12 protein-coding genes are annotated in these 16,745 nt (G+C 59.7%); 6 read left to right on the top strand and 6 right to left on the bottom strand.

The window, feature by feature from the left end; all coding sequences use genetic code 11:
* Positions 1–24: 24 nt before the first annotated feature.
* The gene (locus JZ00_RS21575; RefSeq protein WP_039593238.1) at positions 25–1,788 is read left to right on the top strand and encodes a cation:proton antiporter; all 1,764 of its coding nucleotides are present in this window, start codon (positions 25–27) and stop codon (positions 1,786–1,788) included.
* A gap of 21 nt (positions 1,789–1,809) precedes the next feature.
* Here JZ00_RS21575 and JZ00_RS21580 read toward each other — a convergent pair whose 3' ends face one another.
* The 3 genes from JZ00_RS21580 to uvrD form a co-directional block, all read right to left on the bottom strand.
* Positions 1,810–2,217: an SMI1/KNR4 family protein gene (locus tag JZ00_RS21580; protein ID WP_039593239.1), complete on the bottom strand. Its 408-nt coding sequence runs from the start codon at positions 2,215–2,217 to the stop codon at positions 1,810–1,812.
* A 140-nt stretch (positions 2,218–2,357) separates the two neighbouring features.
* A complete protein-coding gene (locus tag JZ00_RS21585; protein WP_039593240.1) occupies positions 2,358–3,233 on the bottom strand; it encodes a Tim44 domain-containing protein in 876 nt (291 codons plus the stop codon).
* A 236-nt stretch (positions 3,234–3,469) separates the two neighbouring features.
* Positions 3,470–5,653 carry a DNA helicase II gene (gene uvrD / locus JZ00_RS21590; RefSeq protein WP_039593241.1) on the bottom strand — a complete coding sequence of 728 codons (2,184 nt, stop codon included), beginning with the start codon at positions 5,651–5,653 and terminating at the stop codon, positions 3,470–3,472.
* A gap of 261 nt (positions 5,654–5,914) precedes the next feature.
* Between uvrD and JZ00_RS21595 the strand changes: the two genes are divergently transcribed.
* Positions 5,915–8,785, top strand: a complete 2,871-nt coding sequence (locus JZ00_RS21595; RefSeq protein ID WP_039593242.1) for an EAL domain-containing protein — start codon at positions 5,915–5,917, stop codon at positions 8,783–8,785.
* Positions 8,786–8,856: 71 nt separating this feature from the next.
* Here the strand turns inward: JZ00_RS21595 and JZ00_RS21600 are convergent, their stop codons facing one another.
* Positions 8,857–9,171 carry a hypothetical protein gene (locus JZ00_RS21600; RefSeq protein ID WP_039593243.1) on the bottom strand — a complete coding sequence of 105 codons (315 nt, stop codon included), beginning with the start codon at positions 9,169–9,171 and terminating at the stop codon, positions 8,857–8,859.
* A 433-nt stretch (positions 9,172–9,604) separates the two neighbouring features.
* On the opposite strand from JZ00_RS21600, the gene hexR reads away from it, so the two are divergent.
* Entirely contained in the window at positions 9,605–10,471 is an 867-nt protein-coding gene (gene hexR / locus JZ00_RS21605; RefSeq protein ID WP_003187110.1) for a transcriptional regulator HexR, read from the top strand.
* A 140-nt stretch (positions 10,472–10,611) separates the two neighbouring features.
* Positions 10,612–10,821, top strand: a complete 210-nt coding sequence (locus JZ00_RS30460) for a PA3496 family putative envelope integrity protein (protein WP_045154558.1) — start codon at positions 10,612–10,614, stop codon at positions 10,819–10,821.
* Here JZ00_RS30460 and JZ00_RS21615 read toward each other — a convergent pair.
* Positions 10,763–11,725: a LysR family transcriptional regulator gene (locus JZ00_RS21615; protein WP_039593244.1), complete on the bottom strand. Its 963-nt coding sequence runs from the start codon at positions 11,723–11,725 to the stop codon at positions 10,763–10,765. The two genes, JZ00_RS30460 and JZ00_RS21615, sit on opposite strands and share 59 nt — an antisense overlap.
* Before the next feature lie 187 nt (positions 11,726–11,912).
* Between JZ00_RS21615 and JZ00_RS21620 the strand changes: the two genes are divergently transcribed.
* Together JZ00_RS21620 and oadA are read left to right on the top strand one after the other, a co-directional pair.
* On the top strand, positions 11,913–13,328 hold the full coding sequence (locus JZ00_RS21620; RefSeq protein WP_039593245.1) for an acetyl-CoA carboxylase biotin carboxylase subunit: 1,416 nt from the start codon (positions 11,913–11,915) through the stop codon (positions 13,326–13,328).
* A gap of 12 nt (positions 13,329–13,340) precedes the next feature.
* Positions 13,341–15,149 carry a sodium-extruding oxaloacetate decarboxylase subunit alpha gene (oadA, locus tag JZ00_RS21625; RefSeq protein ID WP_039593246.1) on the top strand — a complete coding sequence of 603 codons (1,809 nt, stop codon included), beginning with the start codon at positions 13,341–13,343 and terminating at the stop codon, positions 15,147–15,149.
* A 63-nt stretch (positions 15,150–15,212) separates the two neighbouring features.
* Here oadA and JZ00_RS21630 read toward each other — a convergent pair.
* The coding region (locus tag JZ00_RS21630) for an autotransporter outer membrane beta-barrel domain-containing protein (RefSeq protein WP_039593254.1) at positions 15,213–16,745 on the bottom strand (1,533 nt) is incomplete at its 5' end.

Below are 16,745 nucleotides of genomic sequence, written 5' to 3' on the forward strand. Positions count from 1 at the left end.
GTCGTTTCGACAAGGAGCCCCACTATGCACGCCATCAGTTTTATTCAAGACCTGGCGATCATCATGCTGGCGGCCGGGTTGGTCACCGTACTTTTTCATCGCTTCAAGCAACCGGTGGTGCTGGGCTACATTGTCGCCGGCTTCATCATCGGCCCCCATACACCGCCGTTCGGTTTCATCCACGACGAAGAGACGATCAAGACCCTGGCCGAGCTCGGGGTGATTTTCCTGATGTTCTGCCTGGGCCTGGAGTTCAGCCTGCGCAAGCTGTTCAAGGTGGGAGCCACGGCGTTTATCGCGGCGTTCCTCGAGATCGTATTGATGATCTGGATCGGCTATGAAATCGGCCGCTGGTTCGATTGGAGCGCCATGGACTCGCTGTTCCTCGGCGCGATCCTCGCGATTTCCTCGACCACGATTATCGTCAAGGCCTTGAATGACTTGAAGATGAAAAACGAGCGGTTTGCGCAGTTGATCTTTGGGGTATTGATTGTCGAGGACATCCTCGGCATTGGCATCATCGCGTTGCTGTCGAGCATTGCCGTCAGCGGTACGGTGAGTCCCGGCGAGGTATTTTCCACGGTCGGAAAGCTGTCGTTGTTCATGATCGTAGCGTTAGTCATCGGCATTCTGCTGGTACCCAGATTGCTGGCTTACGTAGCGAAGTTCGACAGTAACGAGATGCTGTTGATTACCGTGCTGGGGCTTTGTTTCGGTTTTTGCCTGCTGGTGGTGAATCTCGAATACAGCATGGTGCTCGGTGCGTTCCTGATCGGCGCGATCATGGCCGAGTCCCGTGAGCTGTTGAAGATCGAACGATTGGTGGAGCCGGTCCGCGATCTGTTCAGCGCGATATTTTTCGTGGCCATCGGGCTGATGCTCGATCCGGCCATTTTGCTTCAGTACGCCTGGCCAATCGCAGTGATTACCTGCGCGGTGGTACTGGGCAAGATGCTGTCTTGTGGGCTGGGTGCTTTTATCGCGGGTAATGACGGACGCACCTCACTGCGAGTCGGGATGGGACTTTCGCAGATCGGCGAATTTTCTTTCATCATCGCTTCATTGGGGATGACCTTGCAGGTCACCAGCGATTTTCTTTATCCAGTGGCGGTGGCCGTCTCGGTACTCACGACATTGCTGACCCCGTACCTGATCCGGGGCGCTGATCCGTTATCGGTCAGGTTGGCGTCGGCGATGCCGCTACGATTGAAGCGTGTGCTGGGCATGTATGGCGAATGGTTGCGCAGCATCCAGCCCCAGGGTGAAGGCGCGATGCTGGCCTCCATGATCAGGCGAATCATGCTGCAGGTCGGCGTCAACCTGGCGTTGGTTATCGCGATTTTTGTCTCTGGAGGATATTTCGCCGAACGAATGTCAGCGTATCTGCAGGCATGGGTCAGCAATGCCAGCTGGCAAAACGCGTTGATTTGGGGCGGCGCGCTGTTCTTGTCCCTGCCGTTCCTGATCGCGGCGTACCGCAAGCTCAAGGCCTTGTCGATGCTGTTGGCCGAAATGGGCGTCAAGCCGGAGATGGCCGGCCGCCACACCCAGCGAGTGCGACGCGTGATCGCCGAAGTGATCCCGCTCCTTTCGCTGCTGGTGATCTTCCTGCTGCTGGCAGCCTTGTCGGCCAGTATCCTGCCGACCAACAAGTGGCTGGTATTGATCGCGGTGGCGGCGATAGCCGTGGCGGCACTGCTCTGGCGCTGGTTTATCCGCCTGCATACGCGGATGCAGGTCGCCTTGCTCGAAACGCTGGACAATCACAAGGGATCGTCCGGGCATTGACCTGCACCGGACGCTGGCGAATCAGCTTTCCAACCAGACATCCCGCGCCCAGTGCCAGACCGATTCCCAGGTCTCTTCGGCGATCAGTTCTTCGTCTGCTTGCCACAGCACCACGGTGCCGTCTTCTTCGACGCAGTAATAGTCGTCGCCGTCCTGGCAGATCGGAATCAGGCTGCGGTCGACACCGGCATCCCAGGCGTTGGCGGCCACATCCGGCAGGTAGGTGTGGGATTGCGGATCGGTGACGGTCACCGGTTCCAGGCTTCCATAAACGACATCGCTGACGGTCAGCAAAAACTCCTTGAAGACGAATGGGATATCGATGAACAGTTGTTCCTCGATCTCGACCAGCAAGTCTTCGTCGGGCAACTCCAGCGGGACCGGTACGGGCTCGTTGGCTTCACGCAATTGTTCGATAATTTCTTCCACGTCCGGGGATCCTCTTTCTCGATGGCGCGGGTTTATATGGAGCGGTTTATACAGTAGCTCGCCATAGATGCAACCGCGAAATAGAAAACCCCGGCCTGGGCCGGGGTTCTTTTATTTCAACATGCAAAACGGGCAAAGGTTCAACCGTTCTGGCGAATACCTGCCACCAGCCAAGGCTGGTCGTCGCCCTGCGCGCGCTCCATGTTCCAGCTTTCACTGAACGCTTCGCCTTTGTCGAAGCGAGAATCCTTCGATACACCGCTGAAGGTCAGGGTGGCGATGGTCTTGTCGGCGCGATCGTCGACGCCATCCAATTGCACCTGCAGGTTGTCGATGTAGGTTGACTGGAAGCCATCACCCAGCTCGGCCCGCTCGCGCTTGAGGAACTCCAGCAGTTGCGGGGTCACGAACTCGGAGATCTTGTCCATCTCATTCGCGTCCCAGTGCTGTTGCAGGGCCATGAAGTGGTTGCGCGCGGCTTCGATGAAGCGTTGCTCGTTGAACCAGGCCGGCGCGTTGATGACCGGACGAGCGGCCACAGGCGCTGCCGAGCCACCGAAGATCGAACCGCTGGCAGGCTGCTGGTCGAACACTTCACGCTGCATTGGCGCGTGGCCGGCCGGAGCGAGTTGCTCCTGCTGCTTGCGACGACGAGCGGCAATGAAGCGGAAGACCAGGAAGGCGATGACCGCCATGATCAGGATGTCGAAGATCTGCATGCCCTGGAAGCCGTCGCCCATGAACATGGAGGCGAGCAGGCCACCGGCGGCGATACCGGCCAGAGGGCCGAGCCAGCGCGAAGCGCCGCTGGCCTTGGTGGCCGCGCCAGCAGCACCGGCCGCACCCGCGGTGGCGGCAGTAGACCCGGCGGCAGACGACGGCGCCATCTGGCTGGTCTGGTGAGTCGGGGCTGCGCCCGAGCTTTTACCACCGCCAAAACGCTTGGCGGCATTGGCGTCGATGGCCATCGTCAGGCCGATGCACAACGCCATGGCGATGCTAAGAAAACGTTTCATATAAAGGCATTCCCATTTGTGGATAGCACGCGCGCCATGTTGCACAGGTGAACTGTTGCTGGCTAGCGGCAGAGTGTTTCGGGCTTTTGCGTGACAGGTAAGGTTCAGGTTCAGCTACGCAAGCGGGCCTGTTCGCTTTGGGCTGTAGGAAAGGTAAACAAGTTCTATCGGAAATATTCTGGCGGTCCCAGAACCCTGTGGGGAGCAAGCTCGCACACAGGGTTCCCGCAAGGCCTTTAGATCGCTTCCAGCTTGGCATACCCCAGCATCAGCCATTTGCTGCCTTCGCTGAAGTTGACCTGGACCCGGGCCTGGGCACCGGCGCCTTCGAAGTTGAGGATCACCCCGTCGCCGAATACCGAATGGCGTACGGCCTGGCCCAGGCTGAAGCCGGTTTCCGGAATGTCGCTGCCGCCAAATAGGCTGCTGGCGCTTTGTTGCTGGCTGCCGCCGAACGGTCGACTGACACTGTTGGACAGACGCACTTCCTGGATCAGGCCCTTCGGCACTTCACGTACGAATCGCGACACTTTGTTGTAGGTCTCGCTGCCATACAACCGTCGGGTTTCGGCGTAGGTCATCACCAGGTTCTGCATGGCCCGAGTGATGCCTACGTAGGCCAGCCTCCGTTCCTCTTCCAGGCGCCCAGGCTCTTCCAGGCTCATTTTGTGAGGAAACAGCCCTTCCTCCATTCCTACCAGGAACACATACGGGAACTCCAGGCCCTTGGCGCTGTGCAAGGTCATGAGCTGGATGCTGTCTTCATGCTCATCGGCCTGGGTGTCGCCTGCCTCAAGGGAGGCATGGCCGAGGAAGGCCGACAGGGGGGACAGGTCTTCATCTTCTTCGGTATTTTCGAAGTTGCGCGCGGCGCTGACCAGCTCCTCGAGGTTTTCAACCCGGGCCTGGCCTTTTTCGCCTTTTTCCGCCTCGTGATAGGCGATCAGGCCGGATTGCTCGATGACGGTCTGGGTCATCAGGTGCAGCGGCATTTCCCTGCACTTGGCGGCCAGGTCTTCTATCAAGTCCATGAACGCTTTCAGAGCTCCGGCGGCACGGCCGGTGACGCCTTTGTTGTCGACCAGCAGGCGCATGGCTTCCCACATCGACACGTGGCTATGGCGGGCATGGTCGCGAATCGCTTCGACGGTTTTCTCGCCAATGCCGCGCGTCGGCACATTGATTACCCGTTCCAGGGCCGCGTCGTTGCCGCGGCCCTCGATCAGGCGCAGGTAGGCCATGGCGTTCTTGATTTCCGCGCGTTCGAAGAAGCGCTGGCCGCCATAGATGCGGTAGGGGATCCGCTCGCGAAGCAAGGCCTCTTCCAGCACCCGCGATTGGGCGTTGGAGCGATACAGGATGGCGATATCGCTGCGGGCCAGGCCGGTTTTCAACGCACTCTCGATGGTTTCCACGACATAGCGGGCCTCATCGTGTTCGTTGAACGCGGCGTAGAGATTGATCGCCTCGCCTTCGTTGCCGTCGGTCCACAATTCCTTGCCCAAGCGGCCGGTATTGTTGGCAATCAGCGCGTTGGCGGCCTTCAGGATGCCAGCGGTGGAGCGGTAGTTCTGTTCCAGGCGAATCACCTCGGCATCGGGAAAATCCGCCGAGTATTGATGAATGTTCTCGATCTTGGCGCCACGCCAGCCATAGATCGACTGGTCGTCGTCGCCCACGACCATCAGGCTGTCGCCGCCCTTGGCAAGCAGGCGCAACCACGCATATTGAACGGCGTTGGTGTCCTGGAATTCGTCCACCAGGACGTGTCGGAAGCGCCTCTGGTAGTGCTCCAGCAGCCCCGGGTGGTCGCGCCACAGGTCCAGCGCTCGCAGCAACAGTTCGGAGAAGTCGATGACACCGGCACGCTGGCACGCCGCCTCGTAGGCTTCGTAGATGCTGCGCATGGTCGCCAGGAACAGGTCGCCGCTGGCCTGGATATGTTGCGGGCGAAGGCCTTCGTCTTTCTGCCCGTTGATGAACCACTGGGCCTGGCGGGCCGGCCAGCGTTGCTCGTCCAGGCCCAGTTCGCGGATGACGCGCTTGACCAGGCGTTGCTGGTCGTCGCTGTCCAGGATCTGGAAAGTCTGGCTCAGCCCGGCTTCCTGCCAATGGGCCCGTAACAGGCGATGGGCCAGCCCGTGGAACGTACCGACCCACATGCCGGCCGGGTTGATGCCCATCAGTTGTTCGATGCGATGGCGCATCTCGGCAGCAGCCTTGTTGGTAAAGGTCACCGACAGGATCGAATGGGGCGAGGCGTTCTCGACCTGGATCAACCAGGCGATACGGTGCACCAGCACTCGGGTCTTGCCGGAGCCGGCACCAGCCAGGACCAATTGACGGCCCACGGAGGCAGCAACTGCCTGGCGTTGGGCATCGTTTAGGGAGTTCAGCAAAAGGGAGAGATCATCGCGCATCGAGGCATTCTAGGGTGCGGCGCCACCTCGGGCAAACCGAGCTTTGCGTTGGCCGACAAAACACCGCCTGCTGATGACCGGTCAGTCAGTGCCCGCGAGCATCAGCGGGACGCGCTTGCGATGATCGGAACCCGGTTGAATCGGCATTTTTTTCGTTATTTTTATGAGGCAGGGCAGTGTGGGATGGCCTTTGGCTTGTGTATGCTCGGTGCTCGTTTCGGGTGCACCATGCTCCCCTGAATAAGAACAAGAACATCACCTATGACCCTCAATTCCGATCTGGCGGGCCCCTGTGTCGAGCCGCGGATCATTTGCAAGCAGTACGCCACGGAAATGGCGGTCGAACGCACAAGGTTGTTGTACCAAGGCTCACTGCTGCCCACCCTGTTCATGCTGGTCAATGGCCTGGTCTGCGCGGCGCTGCTGTGGGAGCCGCCGCGCTATTTCCTGGTCAGCGTATGGCTGGTTTGGTTGCTGTCGCTGGTGGCGTTGCGAGTGATCCAGGTGGCTGCTTTCGATTCGGCGATGCCAAGTCGTCAGGCACATCCGGTCTGGTTGCGCATGTTTCTATTGGGTTCTGCCATGACCGGCCTGACGCTTGCCGGTGCGGGTATTGCCTTGGTGCCGGCCGGCAGTTTTCAGCAACAGGCGTGGGTGTTCGGCTTGATCGGCGCGGCGACGCTGTCTGCCAGTGTTGCCTATGCCGTGAGCCTGCCGGCGTTCCTGTCTTTCACCTTGCCCTGCTTGTTGCCGGCCATTGGTTATCTTTTTTGGGGCCCGGACGAACACCAGCGTGGCTGGGGTTGGCTTGGGCTGGTTGTACTGGTTTCGCTGAGTGTCGTCGCTTGGCAGGTCAATCGACTGATCCAGAACGGCCTGTTGCGACGATTCCAGAACCAGGCGCTGATCGAGCATTTGCAGCAAACCCAAGCCCGCGGCGCACAGCTTAACGAGGCGTTGGGCCGGGAGGTCGAGCAACGTCGCTCGGCCGAAGAAAAATTGCGCGCGGCCCAGGTTGGCCTGGAGGCGCGGGTCGCGCAGCGCAGTCTTGAACTGGAGGCCGCCAGCCAGGCCTTGAGCAAGAGCGAGGCGCGCCTGGCCCTGGCCCTCAAGGCCAGTGAGCTGGGGTTGTGGGACTGGAACCTGCAGACCGATGAGGTCCATCACACTCAACTCAAGGAGCTGTTTGGCCTTGAGCCCGAATACGTCACGGCGATGCTCAGTCATCTCACTCCGCGCCTGCATCCCCAGGATCTTCCGGCCCTCAAGCGGGCCCTGGTCGAACATCTCAAGGGCCGCAGCGAGGATTACCAGATCGAATACCGGGTGCGGCACGGCGATGGTCATTGGGTCTGGATCGAAGACCGTGGCCGGGCCGTGGAGCGCAGCGCCAGCGGACGGGTGCTGCGCATGGTCGGCACCCGACGCGACATCAGCACCAGCAAGGAACTCGAGCAGCAACGGCAGCTGGCGGCCACGGTGTTCGAGGCCGCCAGCGAAGGCATTGTGATTTTCGACCCCAACTATGTGCTGCTCGCGGCCAATCAAGCGTTTACGCGAGTCACCGGTTTCAATATCGATGACATGCTTGGGCGCAACGTCGTCAACCTGCCGTGCAGCCGCGACGCGCGCCGGCACTACCCCATCATTCGCCAAGCGCTCAAACAGCATGGCACCTGGCAGGGTGAGTTGGTGGAGGCGCGGGCCAACGGCGAGTTGTATCCACAATGGCTGCAACTGAACGTCGTGCGCAATGCTCGGGGAAATGTCAGCCATATCGTGGGCTTTTTTGCCGATCTTTCGGCGCGCCGCGAATCCGAAGAGCGAATGCGCTACCTCACCCACTACGACGAACTGACCGGGCTGGCAAATCGGTCGCTGTTTCGCGAGCGCCTGAACGAAGCACATCAGCGGGTGCGCCAGGGCGGACGGCGTAGCCTCGCCTTGCTGCACATCAACCTGGATCGTTTCAAGCTGCTCAATGACAGCCTTGGCCATGACATCGCCGACCAGCTTCTACAGAAAGTCGCCCGGCGTCTGATCAATGCACTGCCTGAAGCCGACACCATCGCCCGGCTATCCGGCGATGAGTTCGCCGTGTTGTTCGATGCCTACGGCAATCTCTCGAGCCTGGCGCGAGTAGCGACCCGGCTGGCGACCAAGCTTCGCGTGCCGGTGACCATCGACGGCCACGAACTGGTGGTCAGCGCTTCCATTGGCATCAGCCTGTTGCCTGACAACACGCGGGAAATTGCCACGCTGGTCAGCCAGGCGAACATGGCCATGCAGCACGCCAAGCATCTTGGGGGCAACAATTTCCAGTTCTACACCGACAGCCTCCAGGCCAGCACGCTGGAGCGCCTGCAACTGGAAAATCAACTGCGCAAGGCTTTGGAAGAGAAACAACTGAAGGTCTTTTATCAACCCAAATTGTGCCTGGCGACCGGTCGCCTGAACGCCGCCGAGGCGCTGGTGCGTTGGGATCATCCGACCATGGGCCGAGTCCCGCCGGGGGATTTCATCGGCTTGGCTGAAGAGACCGGGTTGATCGGGCCGATTGGCGAGTTCGTGTTGCGCCAGGCCTGCTGGCAGGCGTGCGAATGGCAGCGCCAAGGGCTTGAGCCAATCAGGGTGTCGGTCAATCTGTCGGTACACCAATTGCGCCAGGGCAAGCTGGTCAGCCTGGTGCGGCAAGTGTTGGAGGAAACCGGCCTGGCGCCCCAGTACCTGGAACTGGAATTGACCGAAAGCCAGTTGCTCGACAGCGTTGAACACATCATTGCCACGTTCCAGCAACTACGTGACCTTGGGGTCAAGCTGGCGATCGATGATTTTGGAACCGGCTACTCATCCCTGAGCTACCTCAAGCGTATCCCGGTGGACTATGTGAAGATCGACCAAGCGTTCATTCGCGGGCTGGGCGAGGGCAGCGTGGATACCGCCATTACCCGGGCAATCATTGCAATGGCCCATGGCTTGTCGCTCAAGGTAGTGGCCGAAGGTGTCGAGCGCCAAGAGCAGCTCGATTTTCTCAGGAATGAGCATTGCGATGAGGTGCAGGGTTATTTGATCAGCCGTCCGGTGGGAGCCGAGGGGTTGGCAGCGTTGTTACGCGCTCAATACGAGGGGTGACTCAACGGCGTATGGATAACTTCCCGTCGGACAACTAAGACCTCCGACGGGAAGTTGTAAAAAGCATGAGCTTAGTGAGTAATAATCACGTTATCGATATGGTGCAGTAGCTGGCCTTCGAAAAAAATGCTTACGCCTGTGACATTGGAGTCGCCCAGTTCTTTGTACTCGACAACCTTGTCTGTAAGTACTTGTAGCGAAGCTCCACCGGCGTTTTGAAGTACCAAATCCAAGCGTAGATCAAAGGATTTGTCTTGTTTTTCGCTCCGTACCAACGTCGGGATAACGCCGGAATTTGCTACGGTTACGGTGCCAAGGGTGCGGAAAGATGCAGCGCCTGGCATACGATCGATTTGCGCGGTCCAATCTTTAGTGGTGATTTTCATAATGGTAATTCCCTGTAGTAAAAGTGGATTGCTTCCTGCGGGACCTAATGTATCGACTTCGACTTGATGGTGTTAGCTTGATTGTCGTTGGTATTGTAAGGAAAGATGAGCTTGCAACGACTTGCTTAGTTGTGTCGTGAAGTCGTCGGGCTGTTAGTGCGGGGATATATTGTTCAAGGGCCTTAAGTGGTTAAGTGATGAGTTCATGATCACTAGACACATTTGAGGTTCAGGGCGGGCCTGGAAGTCAGCGGATCGGTTGCGGGGTTGGTTTGCGCACCGACATAGCCTGCTACATCGGGCGATCCTCGGCCAAAACAAAGGGGCAGCGAGGCAATCCAGTTACGTTTTGGACGGGCAAAGAGCCAATTCTTGTAGTATAACTACAAGCTTGCTACATCCCGGCATCTGCCCATAACAAGAGTCCAGCCCCTTGAACCTGTTGCAACACATCGCCCAGTCACGCCACTTGCTGCGCAAGTCGGAGCTGAAAGTCGCCGATCACGTACTGCTTGATCCTGCGGCCGTGATGCATAGCTCCATGGCCGATCTTGCCCACAGCGTTGGCATCAGCGAACCGACCATCGTGCGTTTCTGCCGGGCCATTGGTTGCTCGGGTTTCCAAGACTTGAAGCTGAAGTTGGCGCAAAGCCTGGCGGCCGGTGCGAGCTTCGGCCAGTTCGCCATTCATGAAGACGATTCGGTCGCCGACTACAGTCTTAAAATCTTCGACACGACGCTGCACACGCTCATGGAGGTTCGCGAAAAGCTCGACCCAGTGGCGTTGCAGAAAGCCGTGACGGCCATGTCCCAGGCCCAGCGTGTCGAGTTCTACGGGTTCGGTGCCTCCGGCGCGGTGGCGGCTGATGCCCAGCACAAGTTTTTCCGGTTGCTGCTGACGGCAGCGGCTTATTCCGACCCGCACATGCAAGCCATGTCTGCCGTCACGTTGAAGCCGACCGATGTAGCGATCTGTATTTCCCAATCGGGGCGTTCCAAGGACCTGTTGATCACCGCCAACCTGGTGCGCGAAAGCGGTGCCTCGCTGATTACCTTGTGTCCGAGCCAGACGCCACTGGCGGAGCTCTCGACGGTAAACCTGGCCATCGACGTGCACGAAGACACGGAAATCTATACGCCGCTGACCTCGCGCATCGCCCATCTGGTCGTCATCGATGTACTGGCGATGGGCGTTGCGATGGCACGCGGGCCGAGCCTGGTCAACCACCTCAAGAGCGTGAAGCGCAGCCTTCGCAGCTTGCGGTTGTCGCCCAAGTCGGTGAAGGCGCTGGACGACTGATCGCTGGCCTGATTGTAGTGAGGAGTTATTTGTGGCGAGGGGATTTATCCCGAATTCATCGTTCTGTAACGGTCGCGCCGCCAAACCGTCATCGCCCACCGTCATCGTAAAGCTCCCGTATACGTCTTGGGAGTCTCGACATGACCCAGTCCTACGAAGAACGCAGCGCCGCCAAAACCCGTCGCCAGCAGGAAGACCAGCGCCGCATGGCGTTCCGTCGTGCCATCGAAGACCGCTATGAGCAACGTCAGCTCCTGGCACAAATCAGCGAATACCCTGACCTTACGGAAATCAACTACTGGCAGGCAACGCCGGCGGCCTCCCGTCGAAACGCTCAACCAGGCCGATGATCTGCGCACGTTCGCCGCGAACGAAGGCCAGGAAGGCATGAGCAACCGGCGACAAGCGCTTGGCCCGGGCCTGCACCAGACACCAACTGCGGTACAGCGGTAGCTCCTCCACCGGCAACTCGATGAGTGCGCCGGACGACAGTTCCCGGCTCACGGCGTGGCGTGTCAACAGCGCCACGCCCAGCCCGGCCACCACGCATTCACGCTGGGCTTCGGCCGACGCCACTTCCAGTGTCTGGGTGAAATGCACCCGTTTCTCCTTGAAGTATTCCTCGCACGCCAGCCGCGTGCCGGATCCCGGTTCGCGTATCAGCAGGGTATAGGGCTCCAGGTCCTGCAAGCGCAGCGGGCCCAGGTGGCACAGCGGATGATCGGGCGGCGCCACGGCAACGATTGGGTTGTTGAGGAACGGCAGGAATTCCAGGCCCATGTCCTGGGGCACCATGGACATGATCACCAGGTCATCCCGATTGTCCGAAAGCCGGCGGATGACTTGGCCGCGATTGACCACCGTAAGGTTCAAATTGACCTCCGGGTGCTGGCGCTTGAACGCGGCGAACAGGTGCGGGACGAAGTATTTGGCGCTGGACTCCACCGCCAGCTTGAGTTGGCCCTGCAGCGACCCCTGCATGTCCGAGAGCTGCATGTCGAGGTTTTCCAGGCGCCCGAAGATGTCCCGGCTGGCACGTTGCAGGGCTTCGGCGGCTTCGGTCATGTAGAGTTTCTTGCCGACATACTCGAATAACGGCTGGCCAATCAGCTCTTCCAAGGATCGAATCTGTAGGCTAACGGCCGGTTGCGTGAGAGACATTTCATCCGCTGCACGGCTGTAGGACCTCAGGTCGCACACCTCGTTGAAAATCTGCAATTGACGCAATGTCATACGCATCAATGACTTACGCATTTTCTAAGCACTCCGGGGCGGGACGGGTAGCTCAACTATAAGTCTTTGCTTATGCATGACCCAATAATTATTCATTTTTGTTAATCCCCAGCCGGGACTAGTGTGGAGCTGCGACCGATTGTTACATCTGGTCACGCATCGGCCTGGACCCCAGGCCGTGGTATCACCGGCTCAAGGGAACCTCCAATTGATAACAAAGATCCTGATCGCCAACCGTGGTGAGATTGCCGTCCGCATCGTGCGCGCTTGCGCCGAGATGGGCATTCGCTCGGTCGCGGTCTACTCCGACGCGGACCGCCATGCATTGCATGTCAAGCGTGCGGACGAGGCCCACAGCATCGGCGCCGATCCGCTGGCCGGCTATCTCAATCCGCGCAAACTGGTGAACCTGGCGGTGGAAACCGGCTGCGATGCCTTGCACCCTGGCTACGGTTTTCTTTCGGAAAACGCCGAGCTGGCGGACATCTGCGCTGAACGCGGCATCAAATTCATTGGCCCGTCGGCGGAAGTCATTCGCCGCATGGGCGACAAGACCGAAGCGCGCCGCAGCATGATCAAGGCCGGCGTGCCGGTCACGCCGGGCACCGAAGGCAACGTAGCGGGCATCGAAGAGGCCCTGGCCGAAGGCGATCGGATCGGTTACCCGGTGATGCTCAAGGCCACGTCTGGCGGCGGCGGGCGGGGTATTCGGCGCTGCAACAGCCGCGAAGAACTCGAACAGGCCTTCCCGCGTGTTATCTCCGAAGCCACCAAGGCGTTCGGTTCCGCGGAAGTGTTCCTGGAAAAATGCATCGTCAATCCCAAGCACATCGAAGCGCAGATCCTGGGCGACAGTTTCGGCAACGTCGTGCATCTGTTCGAACGCGATTGCTCGATCCAGCGCCGCAACCAGAAGCTGATCGAAATCGCCCCGAGCCCGCAACTGACCCCTGAGCAGCGCGCCTACATCGGCGACCTCTCGGTGCGCGCCGCCAAGGCCGTGGGCTATGAGAACGCCGGCACCGTGGAGTTCCTGCTCGCCGAGGGCGAGGTGTACTTCATGGAGATGAACACCCGGGTGCAGGTGGAACACACCATCACCGAAGAAATCACCGGTATCGACATTGTTCGCGAACAGATCCGCATCGCCTCCGGACTGCCGCTGTCGGTCAAGCAGGAAGACATCCAGCACCGTGGCTTTGCGTTGCAGTTCCGCATCAACGCCGAGGACCCGAAAAACAACTTCCTGCCCAGCTTCGGCAAGATCACCCGCTACTACGCCCCGGGCGGCCCGGGCGTGCGCACCGACACTGCGATCTACACCGGCTACACCATTCCGCCGTTCTACGATTCGATGTGCCTGAAGCTGGTGGTCTGGGCATTGACCTGGGAAGAAGCGATGGACCGTGGCCTGCGAGCCCTGGATGACATGCGTCTGCAGGGGGTCAAGACCACCGCCGCGTATTACCAGGAGATCCTGCGCAATCCGGAATTCCGCAGCGGCCAGTTCAACACAAGCTTCGTTGAAAGCCACCCTGAACTGACCAACTACTCGATCAAGCGCAAACCCGAAGAGCTGGCCTTGGCCATCGCCGCCGCCATTGCCGCCCACGCAGGCCTGTAAGGAATCATGACAATGTCCAAGAAGATCCACGTTACCGACACAATCCTGCGCGACGCCCACCAATCGCTGCTCGCCACCCGCATGCGCACCGAAGACATGCTGCCCATCTGCGACAAGCTCGACAAAGTCGGCTATTGGTCGCTGGAGGTCTGGGGCGGCGCAACCTTCGACGCCTGCGTGCGCTTCCTCAAGGAAGACCCGTGGGAGCGCCTGCGCCAACTGCGTGCGGCGCTGCCCAACACCCGCCTGCAAATGCTCCTGCGCGGCCAGAACCTGTTGGGCTACCGTCATTACAGTGACGACGTGGTCAAGGCCTTTGTCGCCAAGGCTGCGGTGAACGGTATCGATGTGTTCCGCATTTTCGATGCGATGAACGACGTGCGTAACCTGCGGGTCGCCATCGAAGCGGTGAAAGCTGCCGGCAAGCATGCCCAAGGCACCATCGCCTACACCACCAGCCCGGTGCACACCATCGAGGCGTTCGTGGCCCAGGCCAAGCAAATGGAAGCCATGGGTTGCGACTCGGTGGCGATCAAGGACATGGCCGGTCTCCTGACCCCGTACGCCACCGGCGAACTGGTGAAAGCGCTGAAGACCGAGCAATCGTTGCCAGTGTTCATCCACTCCCACGACACCGCCGGCCTGGCCGCGATGTGCCAGCTCAAGGCCGTCGAAAACGGTGCCGATCACATCGACACCGCGATCTCCAGCTTCGCTTGGGGCACCAGCCATCCGGGTACCGAGTCGATGGTCGCCGCTCTCAAGGGCAGCGAATTCGACACCGGCCTGGATCTGGAACTGCTGCAGGAGATCGGCCTGTACTTCTACGCCGTGCGCAAGAAGTACCACCAGTTCGAAAGCGAGTTCACCGCTGTGGACACCCGTGTTCAGGTCAATCAGGTTCCGGGCGGGATGATTTCCAACCTCGCCAACCAGTTGAAAGAGCAGGGCGCACTGAACCGGATGAACGAAGTGCTGGCGGAAATCCCGCGAGTACGCGAAGACCTCGGCTTCCCGCCGCTGGTCACCCCGACCTCGCAAATTGTCGGCACCCAGGCATTTTTCAACGTGTTGGCCGGTGAGCGCTACAAGACCATCACCAACGAAGTGAAGCTCTATTTGCAGGGCGGCTACGGCAAGGCGCCGGGTTCGGTGAACGAAAAACTGCGTCGCCAGGCCATCGGCAGTGAAGAGGTGATCGACGTGCGTCCGGCCGATTTGCTCAAGCCGGAAATGACCAAGCTGCGTGGCGAAATCGGTGCGCTGGCCAAATCCGAAGAAGATGTGCTGACCTACGCCATGTTCCCGGACATTGGTCGCAAGTTCCTCGAAGAACGCGAAGCCGGCACCCTGACCCCGGAAGTGCTGTTGCCGATCCCGGAAGCGGGCAGCGTGAGCTCCGCAGGCGGCGAAGGCGTGCCGACCGAGTTCGTCATCGACGTTCACGGCGAAACCTACCGCGTCGATATCACCGGTGTGGGCGTCAAGGCCGAAGGCAAGCGTCACTTCTACCTGTCCATCGATGGCATGCCGGAAGAGGTGGTGTTCGAACCGCTCAATGAGTTTGTTGGCGGCGGCAGCAGCAAGCGCAAGCAAGCCACTGCGCCAGGCCACGTCAGCACCACCATGCCGGGCAACATCGTTGATGTGCTGGTCAAAGAGGGCGACGTGGTGAAGGCCGGCCAAGCGGTGCTGATCACTGAAGCCATGAAGATGGAGACCGAAGTCCAGGCGGCCATCGCCGGCAAAGTCACCGCCATTCACGTGGCCAAGGGCGACCGGGTCAACCCTGGCGAGATCCTGATCGAGATCGAAGGCTGATTTCAACAGCCTCGATGCAACGTTTTACCTCGGGGGAGCAGGTGCTCCCCTTTTTTTCGCCCGTCAGAACATCATTCGCCACTGGCCCATCAACGTACCGTTGCGGTTGTCCTGGCCGGTTTCGCCGCTGTAGTTCAATCCAAAGGTGTGCCGGGGCGAAACGGCCAGGTCCAGTCCCGCTTGCAGCAGAACGCTGTCGCGGTCCAGTTCAACCCCTTCGATCGTATAGGTGCCGCTGCCGCTAACCAGACGTTGGTGGGATGTGCCCCTGACGTTGCCGTACAAGTGTTTCCAGCCGACATCCAGCCGCGGTGTCAATCGCATGCCTCGGTCGAAAACCAAAGGGCGGGCGAGGCGCAGGCCGAGGTCGCTGCTGTAGTGTTCTTGTGCCTGGCCGTTGTACTGCAATGCGGCGTCTCCACCTTTTTCGGTATAGGCATCGCGTCGATAGCGCTGGTAACCCACTTGGACATAGGGTTCGATATCGAAATGCCCAACATCCAGGTTGTAGCCCACCTGCCCAAAGACCTGCTGTGTCGTGGCATCGTAGCGACCCTTCAAGCGATCCCTGAACCCGTTGAAGGCAACGTGGCGCTTGGTGCTGCCGCCATGGCTGCCATACACGGCACCCAGGCGCAGCGCCAGCGGCCCGTCCTGGCGCAAGGCGTATGCGCCCGCGAGCCAACTGTCCAGGGCGCCGTCGAATTGATAACTGTCCAGTCGTGTCTGGGTTTTGCTGCCGATGACGCCCAACCGCCAATTGGAGCTGACAGCCCAGTCGGTTCCCAGCATCAGGCCCTTGGTCGAGTGCTTGAGGGCGAAGTCGCCCAATTGTTTGGCGAGGCTGCCGCTGTTGCCGATGGCCTGGACCCAGACTTGGCCGTTGTCGTATTCGCCTACCGAATTATTTCGGCCCATGGCGGAAAGCATGCCCGCGCTGATCGGTGCGACGCTGCTCAGGGTGGCGTTGCCCAGGTCTGCGGTGTCGTAGCCGCCCAGTTGGTCGATGGCGTCGGCGGCTGTAGCCATATTGGTGCCGAGCAGGGCGTTGATGGCGGCGTTGGGTTTTGGGGCAGGTTTGATGGCTGTCGATTTGGCCGCAAGCTTTGGTTGGGAGCTGGTAGCGGTCAAAGACGCCGTGGGTTTTGATGCTGGGCCGTTGACTGACGGTACGTCGGCCGGAGGTGGCGTAACAGGTGACGTGGCGTCTGGCTCCAGTAGCGTTGCTTCGGCCAGTTCCGGTTCTAAAAGACTATTTGCAAATTCTTTCCCGTTATCGTTGTTCGCGGCGATTTTGAATGGAACGTTGTTACGTTCGAAAACAAGCGCTACCTGCTTTTCTGTGGTGTAGTCAGGTGTTGCTGTCAGGAAGGCAAGTTCGTTGTCGATCTTGCCGAATTCCCCCTCAATCCTTTCCGCCTGGATCACGATGCGCCTGCTTGTGTCGGTATATTCGCCGGGTACGGCGGGGATCTTCAGCGTCGCATTGCCCAAGGTAGCGGTGCCGCCAACCTTGATTGTGGAGCTGCCTTTCTCCGCATCGATTCCATAAACCAGCGTTGCGCTCCTGGATAGCTTGAGATCGTGGATAACCGA

Source organism: Pseudomonas frederiksbergensis (assembly GCF_000802155.2).
Classification (GTDB): Bacteria; Pseudomonadota; Gammaproteobacteria; order Pseudomonadales; family Pseudomonadaceae; genus Aquipseudomonas; species Aquipseudomonas frederiksbergensis_A.